We start from the raw sequence: 19,470 nt of genomic DNA, 5'->3' as shown, positions 1-19,470 counted from the left end.
ACACTATTTTGAGGGGTTTAGGGCATCTTTACTCACATTTTTGACTACCGTTGCCCTATGGCACACACATCGGCACATGAATTTTTACGCATCGTCTTGGATGCGGACAGCAATATTTCCTGGGATACTCCACCCGAGTACGGGAACATTTCGGAGGATTACGCGGCTTCACTTGCCCGGGCTCGAGACCGTTCGGGGGTAGACGAGGCGGTGATTACCGGCGAAGGCACGATCGGTGGGCGTCCCGTCGCTTACGTCGTCAGCGAGTTTGCATTCCTCGGTGGCTCCATCGGTGCGGCAACAGCAACCCGCATCATCGAGGGCATCCACCGCGCCACGGAGCGTCGCCTTCCGCTTATCATCTCCCCATCCTCGGGTGGTACTCGCATGCAGGAGGGCACAAAGGCGTTCACCCTCATGATTTCGATCACGACGGCGGTGTATCGGCACAAAGACGAGAAGCTGCCGTTCTTGGTGTATCTTCGCAATCCAACGACGGGCGGTGTAATGGCGAGCTGGGGATCGTCGGGACACATCACATTCGCGGAGCCGCACGCGCTCCTCGGGTTCTTGGGTCCCCGCGTCGTCGAGCTGGTGACGGGCATGCCGATGCCGGAGGGAGTACAGACGGGTGAGAATCTTGCGAGAGTGGGGGTTATCGATGGTGTGGTTCCTGTGGATCAGCTCAACGAGACCGTTGCTCAACTCATCGATATCCTCACTCCCAGCTCCACCGATGCCAACCGACGCGAAGATCCGGTCATCTACGATGGCTCGCGTCTGACCCCAAAGGATGCCTGGGAGGCGATCGTCACCACGCGTGACCCCGCGCGTCCAACCGTCAATGACCTTTTGACGATGCTCCCCCGCAACACCATCATGCTCTCTGGTTCGGGCGATGGCCGCCGTTCCGACGCGGTGAAGGTGGCGCTGACGCAGATTTCCGGGCGTCCGGTCATGCTCATTGGCCAGGACCGCTCCGTGAGCGAGCACTTGGGTACGAGCGCCCTGCGCATGGCCCGGCGCGGCATTGGCCTGTCTAAGGCACTCAACCTGCCACTCGTGTCCATCATTGATACAGATGGCGCTGAGATGACTAGGGCGGCGGAGGAAAAGGGCATGGCCGGTTCTATCGCGCGGACGTTGGGTGAGCTTGTCGACGCAGATGTGCCCACTGTTTCTGTCATCCTCGGCCAGGGCTGTGGTGGCGGTGCACTCGCTATGTTGCCAAGCGACCGCGTGCTCTGCGCGGAAAACGCCTGGCTGTCACCCCTGCCCCCAGAAGGTGCATCAGCCATCTTGTACCGCGACACTGACCATGCCGCAGAGATGATGGAATACCACGGTGTAAAAGCCACGGACCTTCTTGCCGAGGGCATTATCGATGGCATTATCCCCGAATTCCCCGATGCAAAAGACGAGCCTGCGGACTTCCTTGCCCGCGTTCTCTCTGCCATTGAGGCGACGCTACAAAGTCTGCACACTGCTCCCGACCGGGTCGGGAGGGAGCAGCGGTTCGCCCATTATGAGCGACTAGCCTGCAACTAGTTGGGCGCTTCTCTAGCCTTTGACTTCGATGAGGTCGATGACGAAGACGAGGGTCTTGCCTGCCAGCGGGTGTGCTCCACCGGCGGGGCCGTAAGCGGCCTCCGGAGGAATGATCAGTTTACGGCGACCACCCTCGCGCATCCCTGGGATGCCTTCTTGCCAGCCGGCAATGAGGCCATTCAACGGGAACGTAATAGCTTCGCCCCGGTCCCAGGAGGAGTCGAACTCTTCGCCCGTGGCAAAGTCCACACCAACGTAGTGGACGGTGACGGCGCCACCAGCGAGGGCCTCTGCCCCCGTGCCAACGGTAATATCCTCGACGACGATGTCCTCGGGCGCGAGGCCGGTGGGAACGTCAATGACGGGTTTCTGGTCAGTCATGAATGTTATCTCTCCTTGTAAGTCCTAAGTGCTGTTCAGTTTAGGTGACATACCGCGTACGTAGTCAAACCCCCTCTTTTCACATAGGAGTAAAAAGAGGGGGCGACTCTGCACTTACTTGCGCTCAGAACGGGGAACCCATTCGCGCTTCTGGTAACCGGTGTAGACCTGCCGCGGGCGGTAGATCTTGGAAGTGGGATCCTCCACCAACTCACGGTACTGGGCAATCCAGCCGGGAAGGCGGCCGATAGCGAAGAGGACGGTGAAGAAGTCCTCGGGGAAGCCCATCGCACGGTAAATAAGACCCGTGTAGAAATCGACGTTCGGGTACAGCTTGCGCTCGATGAAGTAGTCATCTGCAAGCGCGATCTCTTCGAGTTCGAGTGCAAGATCCAGGGTCTCATCGCCGCCGAGCTTCTCTAGAATCTCGTGGGCGGTGGACTTGATGATCCGGGCACGCGGGTCGTAGTTCTTGTACACGCGGTGACCGAAGCCCATGAGCTTGACACCGTCTTCCTTGTTCTTCACGCGCTCCATGAACTTCTTGGCATCGCCACCGTCTTGCTTGATTCGCTCCAGCATGGCGAGTACAGCTTGGTTGGCACCGCCGTGCAGCGGGCCGGACAGTGCGTTGATTCCGGCGGCAATTGCAACGAACATGTTGGCGTGAGAGGAAGCGACCATCCGTACCGTGGAGGTGGAGCAGTTCTGCTCGTGATCTGCATGGAGAATGAGTAGCTGATCGAGGGCTTTCACCATGATCGGATCAACCTCGTAGGGCTCCGTGGGGAAGCCGAACATCATGCGCAGGAAGTTCTCGCGTGCATTGAGGGAGTTATCTGGGTACATGTACGGCTCACCGTTGCGGGCACGCTGTGCGTATGCGGCCAGCATTGGCACCTTCGCCATGAGGCGAACGGTAGCCTTGTCCAGGTGCTCGGGGTTCATCGGGTCGAGCGTGTCCTGGTAGTAGGTAGACAAAATGTTAAGCGACGAGGCAAGGATGGCCATCGGGTGTGCATCTCGCGGGAAAATGGAGAACGCCGCTTTGAAATCTTCATCCAACAGCGTGTGGTGGCGAATGGAATCGCTGAACACCTCGAGCTCGTGCTGGGTGGGAAGCTCGCCGTGGACGAGCAGGTAGCTGACCTCGTTGAAGGTAGCTTTCTCCGCCAGGTCCTCGATGGAGTAACCGCGGTAGCGAAGAATGCCGTTCTCACCATCGATGTACGTGATGGCAGATTTTGTGGAGCCGGTGGACTGGTAACCCGGGTCGTAGGTGACAAGCCCCGTCGATGTGCGCAGCTTGTTGATGTTAATTCCGCTTTCGCCCTCGGTAGCGGGGACGATATCCATTTCGTATTCCCCACCCGGGTAGTGGAGTACGACTTTGTCCTTTTTTTCGGATGCTTCGGATGTCATTGTGTTTACACCTTCCTACTTTTCGTGCGACTTCGGCCGCCATACATATGTCTCCCCATGGTACGCGGAAAATCTATGCGCCACGGCCGTTTTGCCACAATTTGAAAGCACAAAGCTTCTCAAGTCTTCTGCGCCCGAATTTTACCAGGGCCACCCCGATACCGTACGTCTGTACCGTTTGTCGATTGATGAACAATCGCTGTTTAAGGCTATAACCAAGGTTTTTAGTCACACCATGGGTGAAAAATCCCATTACCCCCGCAATTCCCCCTTAATGCCACCGGATACCACCCCCGTTTGCGGTGACCTCAATCTACCTACCAGTCAGAAAATAGTCGCATTTTTTACACGCATATGCAAATTATGCTCTATAGTCCTTGTACACACTCAGAGATGCAAGGAGAGGATATGGCTATCACGATTCCCACGGATTTACTTCCAACCGACGGGCGTTTTGGCTGCGGACCATCGAAGGTTCGTCCCAGCCAGGTTGAAACAATCACCACACATGCACGGGATATCCTCGGCACGTCCCACCGCAAGCCAGGTGTGAAAAATGTGGTCGGGGATATCCGGGACGGACTTACGTCCTTCTTCTCGCTGCCCGAAGGCTACGAAATTCTCCTGTCGCTCGGCGGTGCTACAGCGTTTTGGGACGCAGCAACGTTCGGACTGATTGAGAAGAAGTCCGGCCACCTCGCTTTTGGAGAGTTCTCCACCAAATTCGCCACCGCCTCTGCTGCTGCCCCGTGGCTGGAAGAACCCGAGATCCACAAAACTGATCCTGGGACCTCCCCCACTCCAGTGGCGATGCCCGGCTGCGATGTCCTGGCCTGGGCGCACAACGAAACGTCTACGGGTGCGATGGTGGAGGTCATCCGGCCCGAGGGGGCTGACGATGCGCTCATCGCCATCGATGCCACCTCCGGTGCCGGCGGATTGCCGGTGGACATCACCCAGACCGATGTTTATTACTTCTCCCCGCAGAAATGCTTTGCCTCGGACGGCGGCCTCTGGCTTGGTGCTTTCTCTCCGCGCGCAATCGAGCGCATTGAAAAGATCGCGGCCAGCGACCGCTTCCAGCCTGCTTTCCTGTCATTAAAGAAAGCGCTGGATAACTCTCAGAAGAACCAAACATACAACACTCCCGCAGTGGCCACTCTCCTCATGCTTGCGGATCAAATCCGCTGGATGAATGAAAACGGAGGCCTGGACGGAATGGTCGCGCGCACGCGCCAGTCCTCTTCCATCCTTTACTCGTGGGCTGATGCCCACGAGTTGGCAACTCCTTTCGTCGCGGATCCTGCGGGACGATCGCTTGTGGTGGGAACCATTGACTTCGCGGACACAGTGGACGCGGCTGCGCTGGCCTCCGAGCTGCGTGAAAACGGCATTTTGGATGTCGAACCCTACCGCAAGCTCGGCCGGAACCAGCTGCGCATCGGTATGTTCCCGGCGATCGAGCCGGATGACATCGCCCAGCTGACACGCTGCATCGACTACGTCCTTTCTGCCATGATTTAAGACCTTCGCCCCGGCGCGTTACTCTCCACCGCCGGGGCGGAGCTACACCACAATTGGTGGTCAAACGGTTAGGCTAGAGGGAACCGGTTGTTCTTTTGTCAGAGGAGTGTGCCCATGCGTGAGCTTCGGCTTGTCCCCGCCGAGTCGACTGCATCGTCGTTGGTTTTTACCACGGACGATTCCGAGGAGTTCTTCGTCGAGGTTACCTCCGAGCTACGGGAGATCCTGGATAAGAAGGTAGAAGAAGCAGCAGCGCCCGAACCTGAGACATCGTACGCGGCTCCGCTCAGCCTGCGTCCGCGGGAGATCCAGGAGCGTATTCGCGCGGGCGCGTCTGTGGAAGAACTCGCCGAGGACATGGGGGTCACACCGGCACGTATCGAATCCTTCGCGCACCCTGTGCTTACGGAGCGCCACCGGATGGCCGAACTAGCCCGGGCAGGCTACCTCCAGGCTCCTTCTACTCCGGGTGCGCCCACGGTGGGAGAGCTTGTTGCCCAGGCTTTTTCGCGCCATGATTACGACCTTGAGCGCGCCACGTGGGATGCGTATCGCGATAGCACAGGCACGTGGATTGCAACCGTCACGTGGACAGCGGGCTTCACCGAGTATGTTGCCGAGTGGTACGTCACCCTCAAGCAGACGGGTCCGACCATTGTTGAGCCGAAGAACTCCACGGCAACTGACCTCATTTCTCCCCGGTCGTCTCTTTCCTACGACGAGCCGGAGCAGATGGAGGAGGAGCCGGAGACCCCAGAGCCGGAAGACGAAATGATCACTGGAGAGCTGTCAGGAGACGACAGTTTCCTGCAGAACCCGCCGGCCGAGAACCGTCGACGAGCGGGAGAACATCGCAAGAGGAAGCGGAGGAAGTCGAGCACACCTCACTGGGAGGATGTCCTCCTCGGCGTGCGCGCAACGCGTCCGCCCAACGGGGGTAAGGACTAGAGATGGCTGTCGTTGTCACGCTGTGGTTCGTCTCGACCGCCGATGTGGCTGCGGTGTTGGCGACGGAGCCGGCTCCGGACCGCGGCTTTGGCAGAAAGTTCCTCAGCCAGCTGGACTCGTCCAAGCCAATAACCATGATCGGTACGTTCCCCTTGAACCGTTCGACGGTGCCGGGAAAGGACGAGTTCTACATCGGTGGATTCCCGGGCATCATCGTTGTGCAGATGCTTGTCGACGAGCTGACCAAGCTGTCGGCGCTCCCCTCCCGCCTTACTACCGCTATCAATAGCCCCGACCTCTATGTCTTCGCCGAGGACACGGAGTCCACCTTCGCGGGTATCGCCCACTTCCAGGGCGACAAGTTGCGTCGCAGTTTCTGCGCCACCCGCTCGCGCGTCTACGAGGACAAAGGGCTCCCCGAGGGGTTCGAGTACGGCTTTTGGTCCGGCCACTCCGAGGGAATCGATCTGCCCTTCGCACCGAAGGATCTCGTCGCCGGTGCGGAGCGCGGCTGGCTAGGTGTACCCATCAGTTCTTCTGGCCCGGATATTAACGTCGTGGGCTACGCCACCGACGGGCGGAAGGAACCCCGGATCGAGTCCCACGCGCCGTCACCCCCGCTCAGCGAGGTCGTTGTTACGAGCTCCACAAAGCTCGGTTTCTCCGCCACCAACCCCGATTACGACGATTACGAGGCACACAATGAACCCGGCGTAGGCGCTGAGGTGGATGACGCACCCGGCACGGAGGTGGCCAAGATCGCCCGCGATGTCGCGCATATCGGGTGGTTAACGGGCAAAAAACTCTTCCGTCTCACCAGAAGCAAGGCCGCGGCGGCGAAGGAGCGTCTGCGACACCTTGACAGAGAGAAATAGCACAAAGGACCGCACGGCAACCATGCGGCCCTTTGCTTGTTGTTACTAGCGGATTTCGGTTACTACCCGATATCGTTTGCTACCGGATATCGGCTACTACCTGATATCGGTGACTACCGGATATCGACGAACTTCTTGAGAATCCATGTGCGCAGGAAGAACAAAACTGCGCCGAGGATCACCGAGGCCACAGACAGGGAAATGAAGAACGTGTTCTCTGAGCTGGCGCTCGTCGGATCGTAGTAGGCAGCGAGGCTACCGGCAAGAGCCGTGCCCATTGCCACGGCCATCATCCACATCGCCATGGAACGGGAGGGGAACGCCTCCGGTGCAACCTTGGTCGCCAGCGAGTTGCCCACCGGTGACAGGAGCAGCTCACCCATGGTGAACAGGAACAGGATCCAGGCGAGTGCCCACATCGGGGTGGTGTTGTCCGCGCCGCCGGAGAACGGGACGAAGAACAGCAGCGACAGGCCGATGGTGACGTTCGCCGCAGCGAACTTCACGGGCACAGACCACTGGCGGTCCCCCAGACGCGTCCACATCCCCGCGAAAACGGCGGAGAAAGCGCAGATGAACAGCGGGTTGAACAGCTGTACAAGTGATGGCGGGATTTCCACTCCGAACACCACACGGTTCAGGCGGGACTCGGAGTAGAAAGCCAGAACGGTGAACTGCTGCTGGAAGATGGCGAAGAACAAGACACCGGAAATGAACATGGGGATGAAGCCCACGAGGCGGGACTTTTCCTTCGCCGTCGTTAGCGGCGAGTAGTACATCTGGCACCACAGGCCAATGGCGGAGATGAGCGCCACGACTGTGACGATGTTGGACAACCAGACAACCTTGACGATGCCGGAGACGACGAGCCAGACGCAGACAATGACGAGGACTGCCGCGCCTCCCAACCAGACCGGGTAGGCCTTTGCGGGCAGCGGGTTCGGCGTTTCATGGCCGGCTCCCTTGATAGTTTCTTTCCTCATCAGCGTGTACTGCGCCAGGCCGAGGAACATGCCGATGGCGGCGATTCCGAAGCCCCAGTGGAAGCCTTTCCAGCCCCAGACCGCAGACGTGAGGGCGGGGCCGAGGAGAGCACCGATGTTCACACCCAGGTAGAAGATAGTGAAGCCAGCATCGCGACGCGGATCGTCGCGGCTGTACAGCTGGCCCAGCACCACGGAGGCGTTCGTCTTCACGCCGCCGGAGCCGATCGCGATGAGCACGAGCCCCAGGGCGAGACCCGAATAGCCGGGCACGAATGCGAGGGCGATGTGCCCGAACATCACCATGATTGCCGAGTAGTAGAGGGTGCGCTCTGAGCCGAGCATGCGGTCAGCTACGAGAGCTGCGGCGAGGCAGGCAAGGTACACAAGGCCGCCGTAGGCCCCCATGATGGAGGCTGCGGATGCCTGGTCCATGCCCAGGCCGCCGCGGGTGACTTCGTACCACATGTAGTAGATGACGATGGCCTGCATACCGTAGAAGGAGAAGCGTTCCCACATCTCCACCCCGAAGAGGTTCGCTAGACCACGAGGCTGCCCGAAGAAGGTCTTTTCCTTCGGTGCAGCCTCTTTAGCGTCTGTTACGTCGCGCTGATTTCCTTCTGTTTCTAGAGGACTGAGGTTAGACATAGAGGGCATCGTACCCGTGCCTGTCTGACCTCTCGCACATAGGTACTCTCTATGGGCCGTGTCACATTCACTGTCGGTGGCGCAATGCCTCGTAAAAACCAATGGCAGCGGCGGTCGCGACGTTGAGCGAATCGGTGCCCGGCTGCATGGGAATGCGGGCGCGCACATCGGTGGCGCGCATGGCGTGCTCAGTCAGTCCGGGGCCTTCGGCACCGACGAGAATCGCCGTCTTCTTCGTCGGGTCGATGACGTCCTGCAGGTTCGCCGCCTCGGGATTGGGTGTCAACGCGATGATCTGGAATCCCTTCTCCTGCAGGTAGGCAAGGCCGTGCTGCCAGTTCGTTGTCTTTCCCTCCATGTGCGCGTAGGGCAGGCGCAGGACATGCCCCATGGACACGCGCACGACGCGCCGGTACAGCGGGTCGGCGCAACCGGCGCCGAACAAGACACCGTCGATGCCGAGCCCTGCGGCGTTGCGGAAGATCGAGCCGATGTTTTCGTGATCCCCCACCCCCTCGAGGATGCACAGCGTAGAGGCACCATCTACGACTTCTCCAACGCTGTATTCCGGTGCGCGGTCGGCGGCTGCCACGAGCCCGCGGTGCATGTCGAAGCCAGCGACCTCGGCCAGCACCTCGCGGGTGACCTCGTAGACGGGCACATCGTTGGCACCTGCGTCGCCCAGCGCCGCCAACAGGGAATCCAGTTTGGGCTGGAAGCCGAGGATGCTGCGCACGGGGAACCGCGACTCCAGCAGCCGCGGGATGACGAGTGACCCCTCCGCGATCACGAGCCCCTTGCCACCTGGCAGGTCCGGGCGGGTATCGGAGTGGTTGAGGTCGCGGTAATCGTCGAGACGCGGGTCGTTCGGGTCGTCAATGCGGATGATGGAGGTCACTGTGGGGGTTCCTTTGCTGGTGCTACTTGTTCTGCTGCTTCGAGGTAAACGTTAGCCGTGAACCACGTTCATGATCGGGTCCATGCCAAAGTACACGAGGAACAGCGCGGCGATGAGCCAGATAAGCCAGTGCACCTTGCGGGCACGGCCGGACAGCAGCATCATGGCTGCGTAGGCAACGAAGCCAACGCCGATGCCGTTGGTGATCGAATACGTGAACGGCATGACGATCATCATGAGGAAGCTCGGCAGGGCGACAGCGAAGTCCGAGAAATCGATGTCCACGACCTGGCCCATCATCATGCAGCCGACGATGACGAGGACGGGGGCTGCCGCCTCAATCGGAACGACCTCGTACAGCGGCGTGAGGAACATGGCTGCCAGGAAAAGGCCACCGGTGACAATGTTGGCCAGGCCGGTGCGCGCACCGTCGGCGATGCCCGCCGCGGAGTCCACAAAGACCGTATTCGAGGAGGAGCTCGCGGCACCACCAACGATGGCACCGCAGCCCTCCACGACGAGGGCTTGCTTCATACCTGGGAGGATGTCGTTCTCGTCGGTGAGTCCAGCCTGCTTGCCCAGTGCCGTCATTGTGCCCATGGCATCGAAGAAGTTTGCCAAGACCAAGGAGAAGACGAGAAGCGACGCGGTGATCGCGCCGACGCGGGCGAAGGCCCCGAAGGGATCGACGTTGCCCACAAGGGACAGGTCCGGGATGCCCCCGATGGAATCGGGAAGTGCGGGGACGGCGAGGTTCCAGCCGGCGGGGTTGGGCTTGCCGTCGACAAAGCTCGGGCCGGCACCGGTGACGGCCTCGATGATCATCGCGATGATCGTGTTGACTACGACGCCGATGAACAGCCCACCGGGGACGTTGCGGGCGATGAGGAGCCCGCAGATGATGAGTCCGATGACGAAGGTGAGGGTGGGCCAGCTAGCAATCGAACCATCGATGCCCAGCCCGACGGGGACCGTCGTCCCGGCGGCATCGGGGACACGACGAACGAAGCCTGCGTCGACAAGCCCAATCATTGTGATGAATAGGCCGATGCCCACACTCATCGCGGCCTTGAGGGAGCGCGGGATAGCGAGGAAGACGGCGGTGCGGAAGCCCGTGAGCCCGAGGATGACGATAATAATGCCGTCGATAACGATGAGCCCCATCGCCTCCTCCCAGCTCAGGCCCTCACTGGCGACGAAGGTGACGGCGACCATGGTGTTGATGCCGAGCCCCGTGGCGATGCCGAACGGGTACTTGGCAAAGATGCCGAAGAGGATGGTCATGACGCCGGCGGCCAGCGCCGTCACGGATGCGACCTGGGGGATGCCCAGCGCGTGTCCGGTGAAGTCCTCCGTCGTACCGAGGATGAGGGGGTTGAGGATGACGATGTAGGCCATGGCGAAGAAGCTCACCAGACCCGCCCGCACCTCCGTCCCCACGCTGGAGCCGCGCTCGGTGATGTGGAAGAAGCTATCCAGTCGGCCAACCGGCCGCGTGCGTTTTGGTTCGGTTTGTGTCCCGTTTTCCATGAAGTTATATGTCCGATTCTCTCGATGTGTAGTTTTTTGGCTTGTCGACGCTCCGGGGAACGCTCGTCCCCTGCCGTCACGGCCACCTGTAGCTAAGGTCTCCTCCGTGAGACTCGGCGGATGTCGCATGTGAACGCACTGGAAGTCATGCCACACCTGAGGTCAGTTCGAGGTTCCACAGCCCAAGCTAAATGTAGGAGGTGAACCCGTAAATAGACAAATACGCTCCGGCGCGAACCGGGGCGCCGGGGCGGGGACCACCCGAGAGGTAGTGCTAGAGACGGATCTCCTTCTCATCATCAAAGGGGGAGGCAACACGCTGGCCAAGCGTTTCCATGGGAGGGGTATCCGAGTGGGCACCGCAGCCAAAGGATGCATGCACGACGTGTCCGTCGGCGGAGTACTCGTTGGCGCACACGCCAAAGGAGTCGCTTACCTCGGAATCCAACGGCAGGTAGAACGCGCACGTTATGCAGCTCAAAGCAGCCTTTTCCGCGAACTCGCTTGTCGGCCCGTACGCCCCCTTACGCCAGCGGGCGAGCGTCTCGTTCAACCCACGGCGCGTGATGTCCTTTCCCTTCTTCGCCTTTCCACGAGTGGTGCGAACTCCTGTGAAGCTCACGCCTTCGCCGGCATCGGTGAGCCGCAGATCTCCTTCGGCCGGGGGCAGCTGCCCACCAGGGGTAAGGTCACCGGGCTGGACGCGTTCAGAGTAGGGCACCCACCGTGGTGCACGAAGCGCATCACGGCCAGGCATGAGAGTCACTTCATTGACGGTGACAAAGGTGGACCCATGGGCCACTGCTACTACAACGTTCCATTCCCAGCCGCGATAACCGGGGACGTCCGCAGCGAAACGGTGGATGGCTACTTCGTCATCAAGACACTCCACCCCAATATGGGCACCGACCTTTCCCTCCCCCATCTCTGTGGCCGCACCCCGCGCGATCTTTTCAGCGATAGAGCTGACAAGCGGACTGTTGTCTCCCTGCGGGGTCCCCGCCGCCGTCGACTCGGCACGCTCCGCGTTAGCGCCGGTGTGTCCCCCACGAGCACCGGCTCGTCTGTTACTTTCTTTCCTTCTTGTCACACCCCTATTATTCAGCATTCCTGGCACAATAGTGCACATGGGGCATTTCCTTCCTGCTTTCAGCGCACTCATCTGCTGTTTCGCGCTGCTCGGTTGCTCCCCTACTCCGCCGAGTGGAACCGCCACGACCTCGTCGTCGGGCTCATCCACGTCGGTGGCTCCCGTGAGCAATGTCGAACGGCTCAGTGTAGAGGTGGTTGCCACGCATCCCTTCGACCCGGAGACGTTCACGCAAGGGCTCGAGGTAGACGAGGACGGCACGCTGCTTGTCTCCCACGGAACCTACCGCCACAGTGGCATCTATCGGCGCACGCTGGACGGCACGGCCACGGTATCCTCAGCGATTGGCGACGAGTACTTCGGCGAGGGGCTGACGCATGTGGGCGACACCATCTGGATGCTGACATGGAAGGAGCACACGGCCTTCCGCATCGATCCACAGTCGCTGAAACCCATCGACACGGTGAGCTACCCCGGCGAGGGGTGGGGACTCTGCAGCACGGACTCAACCATCTTCATGTCCGACGGCACCTCCACACTGACTGAACGGGATCCGCAGACGTTTGAGGAACTGCGGCGCGTGAACGTCACGCTTTCCGGCGCGCCCGTCTCCAAGCTCAACGAGCTGTCCTGCGCACCCGACGGTTCTATTTATGCCAATGTGTTCCTCACCAACGAGATTGTGCGGATTGACCCTGCCACCGGGACGGTAACGGGGCTTATCGACGCGTCAGGGTTGCGGCCTGTCGATGCAACCGACCCCAACGCTGTCCTCAACGGCATCGCTCATATTCCAGGGACGGATCGGTTCTATCTCACGGGCAAGCTGTGGCCGATCATGTATGAGGTGCGATTCGTACCGGAGTAGTCTCTCGGGAAGTAGAATGCGTAACCATGGCGAGAAGGAAGAATTCACTCAAGAAAACGGCGCTCATGGTCGGCGGGTTTATCCTCGCCGTCCTCGTCATCCTCGGCGTAGTAATGGGCGTCAGTGCGTGGCGGGAGCGCGCTTCCTATGTCGATCCGGCCTCTCTCACCACCACTGTTCGCATCGACGGCGTTGATACAACGGTGTCGCCGTACGCGGTTTGCGAAGTCGGCGCACCGGCGAATGATTGCGATGGCTCCGTTTTCACCACAGACCTCAATTCCGGCGAGACGGTGACAATCACGGTGCCGGAAGAAGTTGGTGACCATGATTGGTCGCTCCTAGCTATTTACGACGACCCGGCGAAAAACGACGAGCATTACTTCCGCTCGGCGGATCCGCGGGACGTTGAGATCCCCGTAAAAAAGGACACGGCCGCACTGATGATGGTGGAAGTGAGCTCCATGCAAGTCCAACGCGTCGACGGCACCGAGACCCCGGTCGTTGTTACCTGGTCCATTGCCGACGACCAAGCATAAAAGGCCCATTGCCGACGACTAAACATAAAAGGTCCATTGCGGACGACCAAACAAAAGAACAAAAATAAAAGGGCCACGCGGACCCTTTTTCTCTTTCTTTACTTATCGAGTTCCTTCGCCACGACGCGGAGGATCTCGGCCACCTGGCGCCCGGCTTTTCTATCCGGCCACCGTCCCTTTTGGAGATGGGGCTGGACGCTGTCCTCCAGCAGCGTCATGAGATCACCGACGATGGAATTCAGCTGCTCTGCGGTGTACTTGTGCTCCGGCTTGCGGGGCCTGCGCGGCGGATCCACGAGCCGCATGCGCAGGATCTGGGGACCGCGCCCACTGGCAGCGAAATCGAACTCAATGCGCTGGCCAGGGTGAAGAGTGTCCACTCCTTCGGGGAGAACGGACTTCGAAATATGAACGTCCTCCTGCCCAGGATTGGAGGCAAACCCGAAGCCCTTGTCCGGGTCATACCACTTCACTTTGCCGATCGGCATGGTTAACAACCACCTTTCATCATGAGGCGTCGCCTATTCACTACGTTGCCTTCTTCACTGTCTATAGACTGCTCCAGTCTACACGGGGCAGCCTCGCCCATACCTTATTAATAACGCCCCGCTCACCCGTTTCATTCCCCGTCGGTAACCGTGCAAATGATCCTTCAAAGGCCCAAAAGTCACATTTGTGACCAATCACACAATCGCGAATTTGACCGCCAGACGCTGGAGCTTTGCCGACAAACACGGCCGGAAATCCCGTCGATGGGGCTCAAAATGTGACTATTTCGTTACCATTGCGTTATATTTGAGCGCATGCATCGCAGGGTGCCGGTTCGTCCGCATGCCGTAAGCGATGAAGTAAAGGTGCAAAGAGCCAAAGCACCAACAGAAATTTGAACAACACTGTTTTCCGCGCCACCGCTGTGGCACAGAGTAAGGGTGGCTCGCACCTTTTACTAACGCAGATCTTGAAAGGATACTAATTCAGATGGCACGACACTCCGCGCCGAAGAAGACCACCTTCGCAAAGATTGCAGCTTCCGCAACCGCTGTTGCTGCAGCAACCACAATCGCTACCCCGGCAGCGCAGGCCGCTCCGGACTCCGATTGGGACCGTCTCGCACAGTGCGAGGCAGGCGGCAACTGGTCCATCAACACGGGCAACGGCTACCACGGTGGCCTTCAGTTCAGCCCGAGCACGTGGTCCGCTCACGGCGGTCGCGAATTCGCCCCCTACGCCTACCAGGCAACGCGTGAGCAGCAGATCGCCGTCGCTGAGCGCATTCTGGCCTCGCAGGGCTGGGGCGCTTGGCCGGCCTGTTCCGCCCGCCTTGGACTGAATTCCGCTCCGACACCGCGCAATGCACCGAGCAACGAGTCCTCCGCACTCGAGTCCACGGAGAATATCGTCGAAGAGGTCGTCCAGTCCTCCTCCGATGACAAGCTTCCCGTTGACGTTCTGTTCAACCTCGTTGTCAACCGTCTGGCTGCCGTCGGCATTCAGGTACCGGCTGAGGTTCACGGGATGTACGATTTCCACCGTCAGGATATCCAGAACTTCTACGCAGCCAACGCACAGTTCATTGACGCTAACCTCCCCCAGGTCAGCGCAGCAGTAAAGAACGCACAGTAGGTCGGCGTAGCGACCGCCAGTGGAGCCCCTCCACCTGCGGTCTCATTCGCAGGGCCCGCACACAATGCCCCACGGAGATTTCCGTGGGGCATTATGCGTTGAGACGAGCCTGACAGCCGTCACCGTGCACCCCCGTCACCGTGCACAGCCTCGGACGGCAACGGGTCGGCGACGCCGACATCCGGCCGAACCACATGCGGGCATGCCAAAACGCCCCGTGTCTAGGCGGGGCGTTCGACCAGCTTAATTAATGGTTAATGTTGGTGACGGGGTGGACGTAGCCTGTCTCCTCGTACGGACGAGGGAAATCCGTCTCGTTACCGAACGGGCTCATCGCACCGTTCACCGTGGCGATAATCTCCGTTACCGGGTGCTGGCCCGGTGCGTGGTCGCCCCAACCTGGATCAACGTATCCCTTTTTGGCGGGCTTAACGGCCTTTGTCTGGCGGTCCGCCTTCTTCACAGTCTTAGCCATACACTCATTGTTCCAAATTTCTGCAGAAAAAGTCACACGCATAATCACGGTAGAATGAGTTGGTGTTATGACTCCTCGAACCATTGATACGGCTCCGCAGCTTCGTTTCATCGATTGGCTGGCTGCACGTTCCGATAGTGAGCTGGAAACGATTCTGAGCCGTCGTCCAGACACGGCACTGCCTCTGCCACCGAGTTTCCGGTCTCTCGCTGCCAGACTCCATGTGCGCGAGTCCGTCTCACGGGCGCTGGCAAAGCTCACCGCGACGGAGTTAGCGACACTGGAGGTAGCCGTTGGATGCGGGGCAGAATTCAACCCTTGTGCCTACCCCGATGTGGTGGATTTTATCCACGATTCCGCCCGCAAAGCAGGCATTAACGCGAATCAGCAGCCAACGAAGGCAACAATCCGCGCAGCAATTGATTCGTTGTTTTCGGCAGCTCTCATCTATGGCGAGGAAGACGGATTTCTGCTCTCACCTGAGGTAGTCAATGCTCTCCCCCATGGCTTCCAGGTGCTTCCCCAGGGTCCTGTTCTGTCGGAGGAAGTCGTCTCCTCACGCCTGGCTGAGATGTCGGCTACACAGAAGAAGATCGTATCCACGCTCCTATCCGCCGGAGGATCAGGTCGCACCCGTGATGCCGCGCCCGACGCTGATCCCGCGCGCCCCATCCCGCAACTCATCGAGGAGGGAATCCTCGAACGTGTCGACGATCATTCCGTCCGCCTATCCCAGGTGGCAAAGTCTCTGCTGACGGGAACACTGCCCACCCCGATTCCACTCGTGGAACCGGAGCCTCAATCGACAGAGGATGTTCCTGTTGGGGCCACCGATAACCAGGCGACCGCCCAGGGACTCGATGTGGTCAGGCTCATCGAGGAGCTTATTGACGCCTTGTCGGTCGCCCCAGCCTCTACTCTCAAGCAGGGGGCTCTCGGTGTCCGGGTCCACGCGCGTCTCAGCGAAGCGCTCCATGCCGATGAGGAGACAGTCGCCCGTGTGACGTCCCTCGCCTTCGCAGGAGGACTCATCTCCCGCGGAGTACCAGATCCACTTCCCGCAGACGACGATGGCGGAGATTACGTTGCCCCGACCCCCGCCGCTGACGCCTTTGTTGCGCAGCCGCTGGCTCAGCGGTGGTCGACGGTGGTTCGCGCATGGTGTGACTCCCCGTTTGCGCCGTGGAAAGTGGGCGAGGAAGACACCAAGGGCAAACCCGTCCACCTCCTTTCCCCGGAAACGAAAGTGGGCATCCTTCCCGGTGTGAAGCGGGACCTGCTTGCTGTTTTGGGGCGTAGCTGGCAGCAGCACTCCCCCGCAGAGCTCGAGGCGCTGTACGTCTACCACCACCCGATCACCAGCCGCCGCGTCACTCGCCAGACACTCACGAGCATCATTGAGGAGGCCCAGTGGATTGGCGTGATCAGTGGCTCCGTTAACGGAGCTCTCTCCCCCACCTCACTCATCATCGAGGATGATCTCGATGCGGTGACCGCCTCTCTTACTCCCGACTACACAACGCAGCTCATTGCCCAGGGCGACAACACGATTGTTGCTCCCGGCCCGGTGACCTCGGATATGGCCGCTACGCTCAGTGAGCTTGCCGACGTCGAGTCTCCTGGGCTCGCCGCTGTCTATCGCGTCACGGAAGCCTCCATCCGGAGGGGCTTGGACGCAGGCTTGTCGGCATCTCACATGCTCGCTTTCCTCCACGAACACGTGGTCGGCGGCACCCCCGAAAGCATCGAGTTTCTAGTCAATGATGTTGCCCGCCGCCACGGCACACTGCGGGGCGGACCCGCGTCCAGCTACATCCGCTGCGACGACGAGACCCTGCTGCTCACCGCATGCCGGACAGCCGAGGCCGAATCGGTGGGGCTGCGCGTCATCGCTCCCACAATTGCCATCGCGCAGGCACCTCTGATTAAGGTGATTGAGGCGCTGCGCAAGGCGGGCTTCCAGCCCGTCGCGGAGGGCGCAGACGGTGAGAGCCTCGACCTACGGCCACGGGCAACGCGCGTCACAACGTCGATAAGCTCCCTCACCCCGGCGGCAGTCCAGGCGCGCACCGCCCGCCTGTCCCCCGAAGACATCGCGGCGGCAGTCACGGCGATCAGGAGCACAGATTCCGCCGAAAACCGAGCGAAATCAGGCAACGGAATCACCGGGTCACACGACATCCTCACCGCAGTGACCCATGCCGCACGCGGTGGCGCAACCATCACTATTGGTTCCGTGGATAAAAGTGGCATTGCCAGTCATCGGGTGGTCAAGCCACTCACGGTCACCGGTGGCCAGATGGACGCGCTGGATGTAGCCACCGGTTCCGTCCGTCGCTTCCTCCTGCACCGGATTACAGAGGTGTTCGTGGACTAACCAGCGCCCGTTAGCCGTTACTACAATAAGAAGCTTCGAGGAATATACGACGCATAAAGGAGTAACGGAAAATGGGTTTTGGCGACGGTCCGCTCATCGTGCAGTCGGATAAAACTGTTCTGCTGGAGGTAGACCACCCCAAGGCGGACGAGGCACGGGCGGCGCTTGCCCCCTTCGCCGAGCTCGAGCGCGCACCCGAGCACGTCCACACCTACCGCATCACCACGCTTGCGCTCTGGAATGCACGAGCGGCAGGCCACGATGCCGAACAGGTCATCGACGTACTCGACTCCTACGCCAAATTCCCACCGCCGCAGTCCCTGCTCATTGACATTGCCGAAACTATGTCCCGGTATGGGCGGGTGCGCCTGACCAAATCCCCGGCGCACGGATTGCTCCTGGAATCGGACGAGAAGCCGATCCTCGCCGAACTATCGCGGCACAAGAAGCTCAAGGGAATGCTCGGCGAGCAGATCGATGACAACACCATCGTCGTCCATCCCTCCGAGCGAGGACGGCTCAAGCAGGAGCTGCTCAAAGTTGGCTGGCCGGCAGAAGACCTGGCAGGATACGTCGACGGCGAAGCGCACCCCATCGAGCTCTCCACCGAAAACGGTGACTGGGAGATGCGCGATTACCAACGCTACGCCCGCGACTCCTTCATCGCCGGCGGCTCCGGCGTTGTCGTCCTTCCCTGTGGCGCCGGCAAGACCATCGTCGGCGCTGCTGCCATGGCTAAACTCAAGACCACCACTCTCATCCTCGTCACCAACACGGTGGCCGGGCGCCAGTGGCGTGACGAGCTGCTCCGCCGGACGACGCTGACGGAAGACGAGATCGGCGAGTATTCCGGTGAGAAGAAGGAGATCCGCCCCGTCACCATCGCCACCTACCAGGTCGTGACCCGGAAAACCAAGGGCGAGTACCGCTCCCTGGAGCTTTTCGATTCCCGCGACTGGGGCCTCATCATCTACGACGAGGTTCATCTCCTCCCCGCGCCGGTGTTCCGCATGACTTCCGACCTCCAGTCCCGCCGCCGCCTGGGGTTGACCGCCACGCTCATCCGCGAGGACGGCCGCGAAGGCGACGTGTTCAGCCTCATCGGCCCCAAACGCTACGACGCGCCCTGGAAGGACCTCGAAGCCCAAGGATTTATTGCTTCCGCAGAATGCGTCGAGATCCGCGTGACCATGACCGAATCGGAGCGCATGGTGTACGCAACGGCGGAGTCCGCCGACCGCTACCGCCTGGCGACCAACGCCAGTGGCAAGATGAGTGTGCTCAAACAGCTGGTGAAGATGCACGCAGACGAGCCAACTCTGATTATCGGTGCCTACATCGACCAGTTGGAGGAGATCGGCGAAGCCATCGGTGCACCCGTCATTGAGGGCAAGACCTCCACGAAGAAACGGGAGGAGCTCTTTGACAAGTTCCGCAGCGGGGAAATCACCACGCTCGTGGTGAGCAAAGTGGCCAACTTCTCCATCGACCTGCCGGAGGCCTCCGTCGCCATCCAGGTATCCGGAACCTTCGGATCCAGACAGGAGGAAGCCCAGCGCCTCGGCCGTCTGCTGCGTCCGAAGGCCGATGGGGGGAGTGCGACGTTTTACTCGATTGTCACCCGCGATACGCTAGATGCACACTATGCTGCACATAGGCAGCGGTTCTTGGCGGAGCAGGGCTACGCCTACCGGCTGCTTGATGCCGCCGACCTGCACCTGCTAGAGGAAAAGGACTAACC

Annotated in this window: 17 protein-coding genes; 9 read left to right on the top strand and 8 right to left on the bottom strand. The window is 60.3% G+C overall.

The window, feature by feature from the left end:
- The first annotated feature begins 57 nt into the window (after positions 1–57).
- Positions 58–1,548 carry a carboxyl transferase domain-containing protein gene (locus tag CGLUCO_RS03975; RefSeq protein ID WP_084035934.1) on the top strand — a complete coding sequence of 497 codons (1,491 nt, stop codon included), beginning with the start codon at positions 58–60 and terminating at the stop codon, positions 1,546–1,548.
- Positions 1,549–1,560: 12 nt separating this feature from the next.
- On the opposite strand, the gene CGLUCO_RS03970 is transcribed toward CGLUCO_RS03975, so the two are convergent.
- Both CGLUCO_RS03970 and CGLUCO_RS03965 read right to left on the bottom strand, forming a co-directional pair.
- A complete protein-coding gene (locus CGLUCO_RS03970; RefSeq protein ID WP_005391686.1) occupies positions 1,561–1,929 on the bottom strand; it encodes an FKBP-type peptidyl-prolyl cis-trans isomerase in 369 nt (122 codons plus the stop codon).
- A 114-nt stretch (positions 1,930–2,043) separates the two neighbouring features.
- Entirely contained in the window at positions 2,044–3,351 is a 1,308-nt protein-coding gene (locus tag CGLUCO_RS03965) for a citrate synthase (RefSeq protein WP_005395752.1), read from the bottom strand.
- Positions 3,352–3,759: 408 nt separating this feature from the next.
- Here CGLUCO_RS03965 and serC point away from each other — a divergent pair, with 408 nt between their 5' ends.
- The 3 genes from serC (at position 3,760) to CGLUCO_RS03950 (ending at position 6,698) form a co-directional block, all read left to right on the top strand.
- The gene (gene serC / locus CGLUCO_RS03960; protein ID WP_232621875.1) at positions 3,760–4,875 is read left to right on the top strand and encodes a phosphoserine transaminase; all 1,116 of its coding nucleotides are present in this window, start codon (positions 3,760–3,762) and stop codon (positions 4,873–4,875) included.
- 114 nt (positions 4,876–4,989) lie between these two features.
- Complete coding sequence (gene sepH / locus CGLUCO_RS03955; protein ID WP_084035937.1) at positions 4,990–5,823, top strand: septation protein SepH; 834 nt, start codon at positions 4,990–4,992, stop codon at positions 5,821–5,823.
- A gap of 2 nt (positions 5,824–5,825) precedes the next feature.
- Positions 5,826–6,698 (top strand): DUF6928 family protein, encoded by an 873-nt coding sequence (locus CGLUCO_RS03950; protein WP_084035938.1) that lies wholly within the window; start codon positions 5,826–5,828, stop codon positions 6,696–6,698.
- A 113-nt stretch (positions 6,699–6,811) separates the two neighbouring features.
- Here the strand turns inward: CGLUCO_RS03950 and CGLUCO_RS03945 are convergent, their stop codons facing one another.
- The 4 genes from CGLUCO_RS03945 to CGLUCO_RS03930 all read right to left on the bottom strand — a co-directional run bounded on the left by CGLUCO_RS03945 (position 6,812) and on the right by CGLUCO_RS03930 (position 11,847).
- The gene (locus tag CGLUCO_RS03945; RefSeq protein WP_084035949.1) at positions 6,812–8,329 is read right to left on the bottom strand and encodes a peptide MFS transporter; all 1,518 of its coding nucleotides are present in this window, start codon (positions 8,327–8,329) and stop codon (positions 6,812–6,814) included.
- A 67-nt stretch (positions 8,330–8,396) separates the two neighbouring features.
- On the bottom strand, positions 8,397–9,227 hold the full coding sequence (locus CGLUCO_RS03940) for a TrmH family RNA methyltransferase (RefSeq protein ID WP_005391678.1): 831 nt from the start codon (positions 9,225–9,227) through the stop codon (positions 8,397–8,399).
- 51 nt (positions 9,228–9,278) lie between these two features.
- On the bottom strand, positions 9,279–10,757 hold the full coding sequence (locus tag CGLUCO_RS03935; protein ID WP_070739550.1) for an NCS2 family permease: 1,479 nt from the start codon (positions 10,755–10,757) through the stop codon (positions 9,279–9,281).
- 274 nt (positions 10,758–11,031) lie between these two features.
- Positions 11,032–11,847, bottom strand: coding sequence for a DUF3027 domain-containing protein (locus CGLUCO_RS03930; RefSeq protein ID WP_371326111.1), 816 nt, complete (start codon positions 11,845–11,847; stop codon positions 11,032–11,034).
- 193 nt (positions 11,848–12,040) lie between these two features.
- Between CGLUCO_RS03930 and CGLUCO_RS03925 the strand changes: the two genes are divergently transcribed.
- Positions 12,041–12,715, top strand: coding sequence for a glutaminyl-peptide cyclotransferase (locus tag CGLUCO_RS03925; protein WP_005395741.1), 675 nt, complete (start codon positions 12,041–12,043; stop codon positions 12,713–12,715).
- Positions 12,716–12,741: 26 nt separating this feature from the next.
- On the top strand, positions 12,742–13,254 hold the full coding sequence (locus CGLUCO_RS03920; protein WP_005395739.1) for a DUF2771 family protein: 513 nt from the start codon (positions 12,742–12,744) through the stop codon (positions 13,252–13,254).
- Between the two features lie 98 nt (positions 13,255–13,352).
- On the opposite strand, the gene CGLUCO_RS03915 is transcribed toward CGLUCO_RS03920, so the two are convergent.
- A complete protein-coding gene (locus CGLUCO_RS03915) occupies positions 13,353–13,742 on the bottom strand; it encodes a cold-shock protein (protein WP_005391669.1) in 390 nt (129 codons plus the stop codon).
- A 490-nt stretch (positions 13,743–14,232) separates the two neighbouring features.
- Between CGLUCO_RS03915 and CGLUCO_RS03910 the strand changes: the two genes are divergently transcribed.
- Complete coding sequence (locus tag CGLUCO_RS03910) at positions 14,233–14,877, top strand: resuscitation-promoting factor Rpf1 domain-containing protein (protein WP_005391668.1); 645 nt, start codon at positions 14,233–14,235, stop codon at positions 14,875–14,877.
- A gap of 247 nt (positions 14,878–15,124) precedes the next feature.
- Here CGLUCO_RS03910 and CGLUCO_RS03905 read toward each other — a convergent pair whose 3' ends face one another.
- Positions 15,125–15,352, bottom strand: a complete 228-nt coding sequence (locus tag CGLUCO_RS03905) for a hypothetical protein (RefSeq protein ID WP_005391667.1) — start codon at positions 15,350–15,352, stop codon at positions 15,125–15,127.
- A gap of 67 nt (positions 15,353–15,419) precedes the next feature.
- Between CGLUCO_RS03905 and CGLUCO_RS03900 the strand changes: the two genes are divergently transcribed.
- Together CGLUCO_RS03900 and CGLUCO_RS03895 are read left to right on the top strand one after the other, a co-directional pair.
- Positions 15,420–17,729 carry a helicase-associated domain-containing protein gene (locus CGLUCO_RS03900; protein WP_084035939.1) on the top strand — a complete coding sequence of 770 codons (2,310 nt, stop codon included), beginning with the start codon at positions 15,420–15,422 and terminating at the stop codon, positions 17,727–17,729.
- A 71-nt stretch (positions 17,730–17,800) separates the two neighbouring features.
- Entirely contained in the window at positions 17,801–19,468 is a 1,668-nt protein-coding gene (locus tag CGLUCO_RS03895) for a DNA repair helicase XPB (RefSeq protein ID WP_005395733.1), read from the top strand.
- The last annotated feature ends 2 nt before the right edge of the window (positions 19,469–19,470 follow it).

The organism is Corynebacterium glucuronolyticum DSM 44120, assembly GCF_030440595.1.
Taxonomy (GTDB): domain Bacteria; phylum Actinomycetota; class Actinomycetes; order Mycobacteriales; family Mycobacteriaceae; genus Corynebacterium; species Corynebacterium glucuronolyticum.
This window is presented reverse-complemented; position numbering and strand designations above follow the sequence as displayed.

What these genes read in the sequence shown, in the direction of transcription:
- CGLUCO_RS03975 (WP_084035934.1), top strand. Translation starts at nt 58, where the DNA reads ATGGCACACACATCGGCACATGAATTTTTACGCATCGTCTTGGATGCG.
- CGLUCO_RS03970 (WP_005391686.1), bottom strand. Translation starts at nt 1,929, where the DNA reads ATGACTGACCAGAAACCCGTCATTGACGTTCCCACCGGCCTCGCGCCC.
- CGLUCO_RS03965 (WP_005395752.1), bottom strand. Translation starts at nt 3,351, where the DNA reads ATGACATCCGAAGCATCCGAAAAAAAGGACAAAGTCGTACTCCACTAC.
- serC (WP_232621875.1), top strand. Translation starts at nt 3,760, where the DNA reads ATGGCTATCACGATTCCCACGGATTTACTTCCAACCGACGGGCGTTTT.
- sepH (WP_084035937.1), top strand. Translation starts at nt 4,990, where the DNA reads ATGCGTGAGCTTCGGCTTGTCCCCGCCGAGTCGACTGCATCGTCGTTG.
- CGLUCO_RS03950 (WP_084035938.1), top strand. Translation starts at nt 5,826, where the DNA reads ATGGCTGTCGTTGTCACGCTGTGGTTCGTCTCGACCGCCGATGTGGCT.
- CGLUCO_RS03945 (WP_084035949.1), bottom strand. Translation starts at nt 8,329, where the DNA reads ATGTCTAACCTCAGTCCTCTAGAAACAGAAGGAAATCAGCGCGACGTA.
- CGLUCO_RS03935 (WP_070739550.1), bottom strand. Translation starts at nt 10,757, where the DNA reads ATGGAAAACGGGACACAAACCGAACCAAAACGCACGCGGCCGGTTGGC.
- CGLUCO_RS03920 (WP_005395739.1), top strand. Translation starts at nt 12,742, where the DNA reads ATGGCGAGAAGGAAGAATTCACTCAAGAAAACGGCGCTCATGGTCGGC.
- CGLUCO_RS03915 (WP_005391669.1), bottom strand. Translation starts at nt 13,742, where the DNA reads ATGCCGATCGGCAAAGTGAAGTGGTATGACCCGGACAAGGGCTTCGGG.
- CGLUCO_RS03910 (WP_005391668.1), top strand. Translation starts at nt 14,233, where the DNA reads ATGGCACGACACTCCGCGCCGAAGAAGACCACCTTCGCAAAGATTGCA.
- CGLUCO_RS03905 (WP_005391667.1), bottom strand. Translation starts at nt 15,352, where the DNA reads ATGGCTAAGACTGTGAAGAAGGCGGACCGCCAGACAAAGGCCGTTAAG.
- CGLUCO_RS03900 (WP_084035939.1), top strand. Translation starts at nt 15,420, where the DNA reads ATGACTCCTCGAACCATTGATACGGCTCCGCAGCTTCGTTTCATCGAT.
- CGLUCO_RS03895 (WP_005395733.1), top strand. Translation starts at nt 17,801, where the DNA reads ATGGGTTTTGGCGACGGTCCGCTCATCGTGCAGTCGGATAAAACTGTT.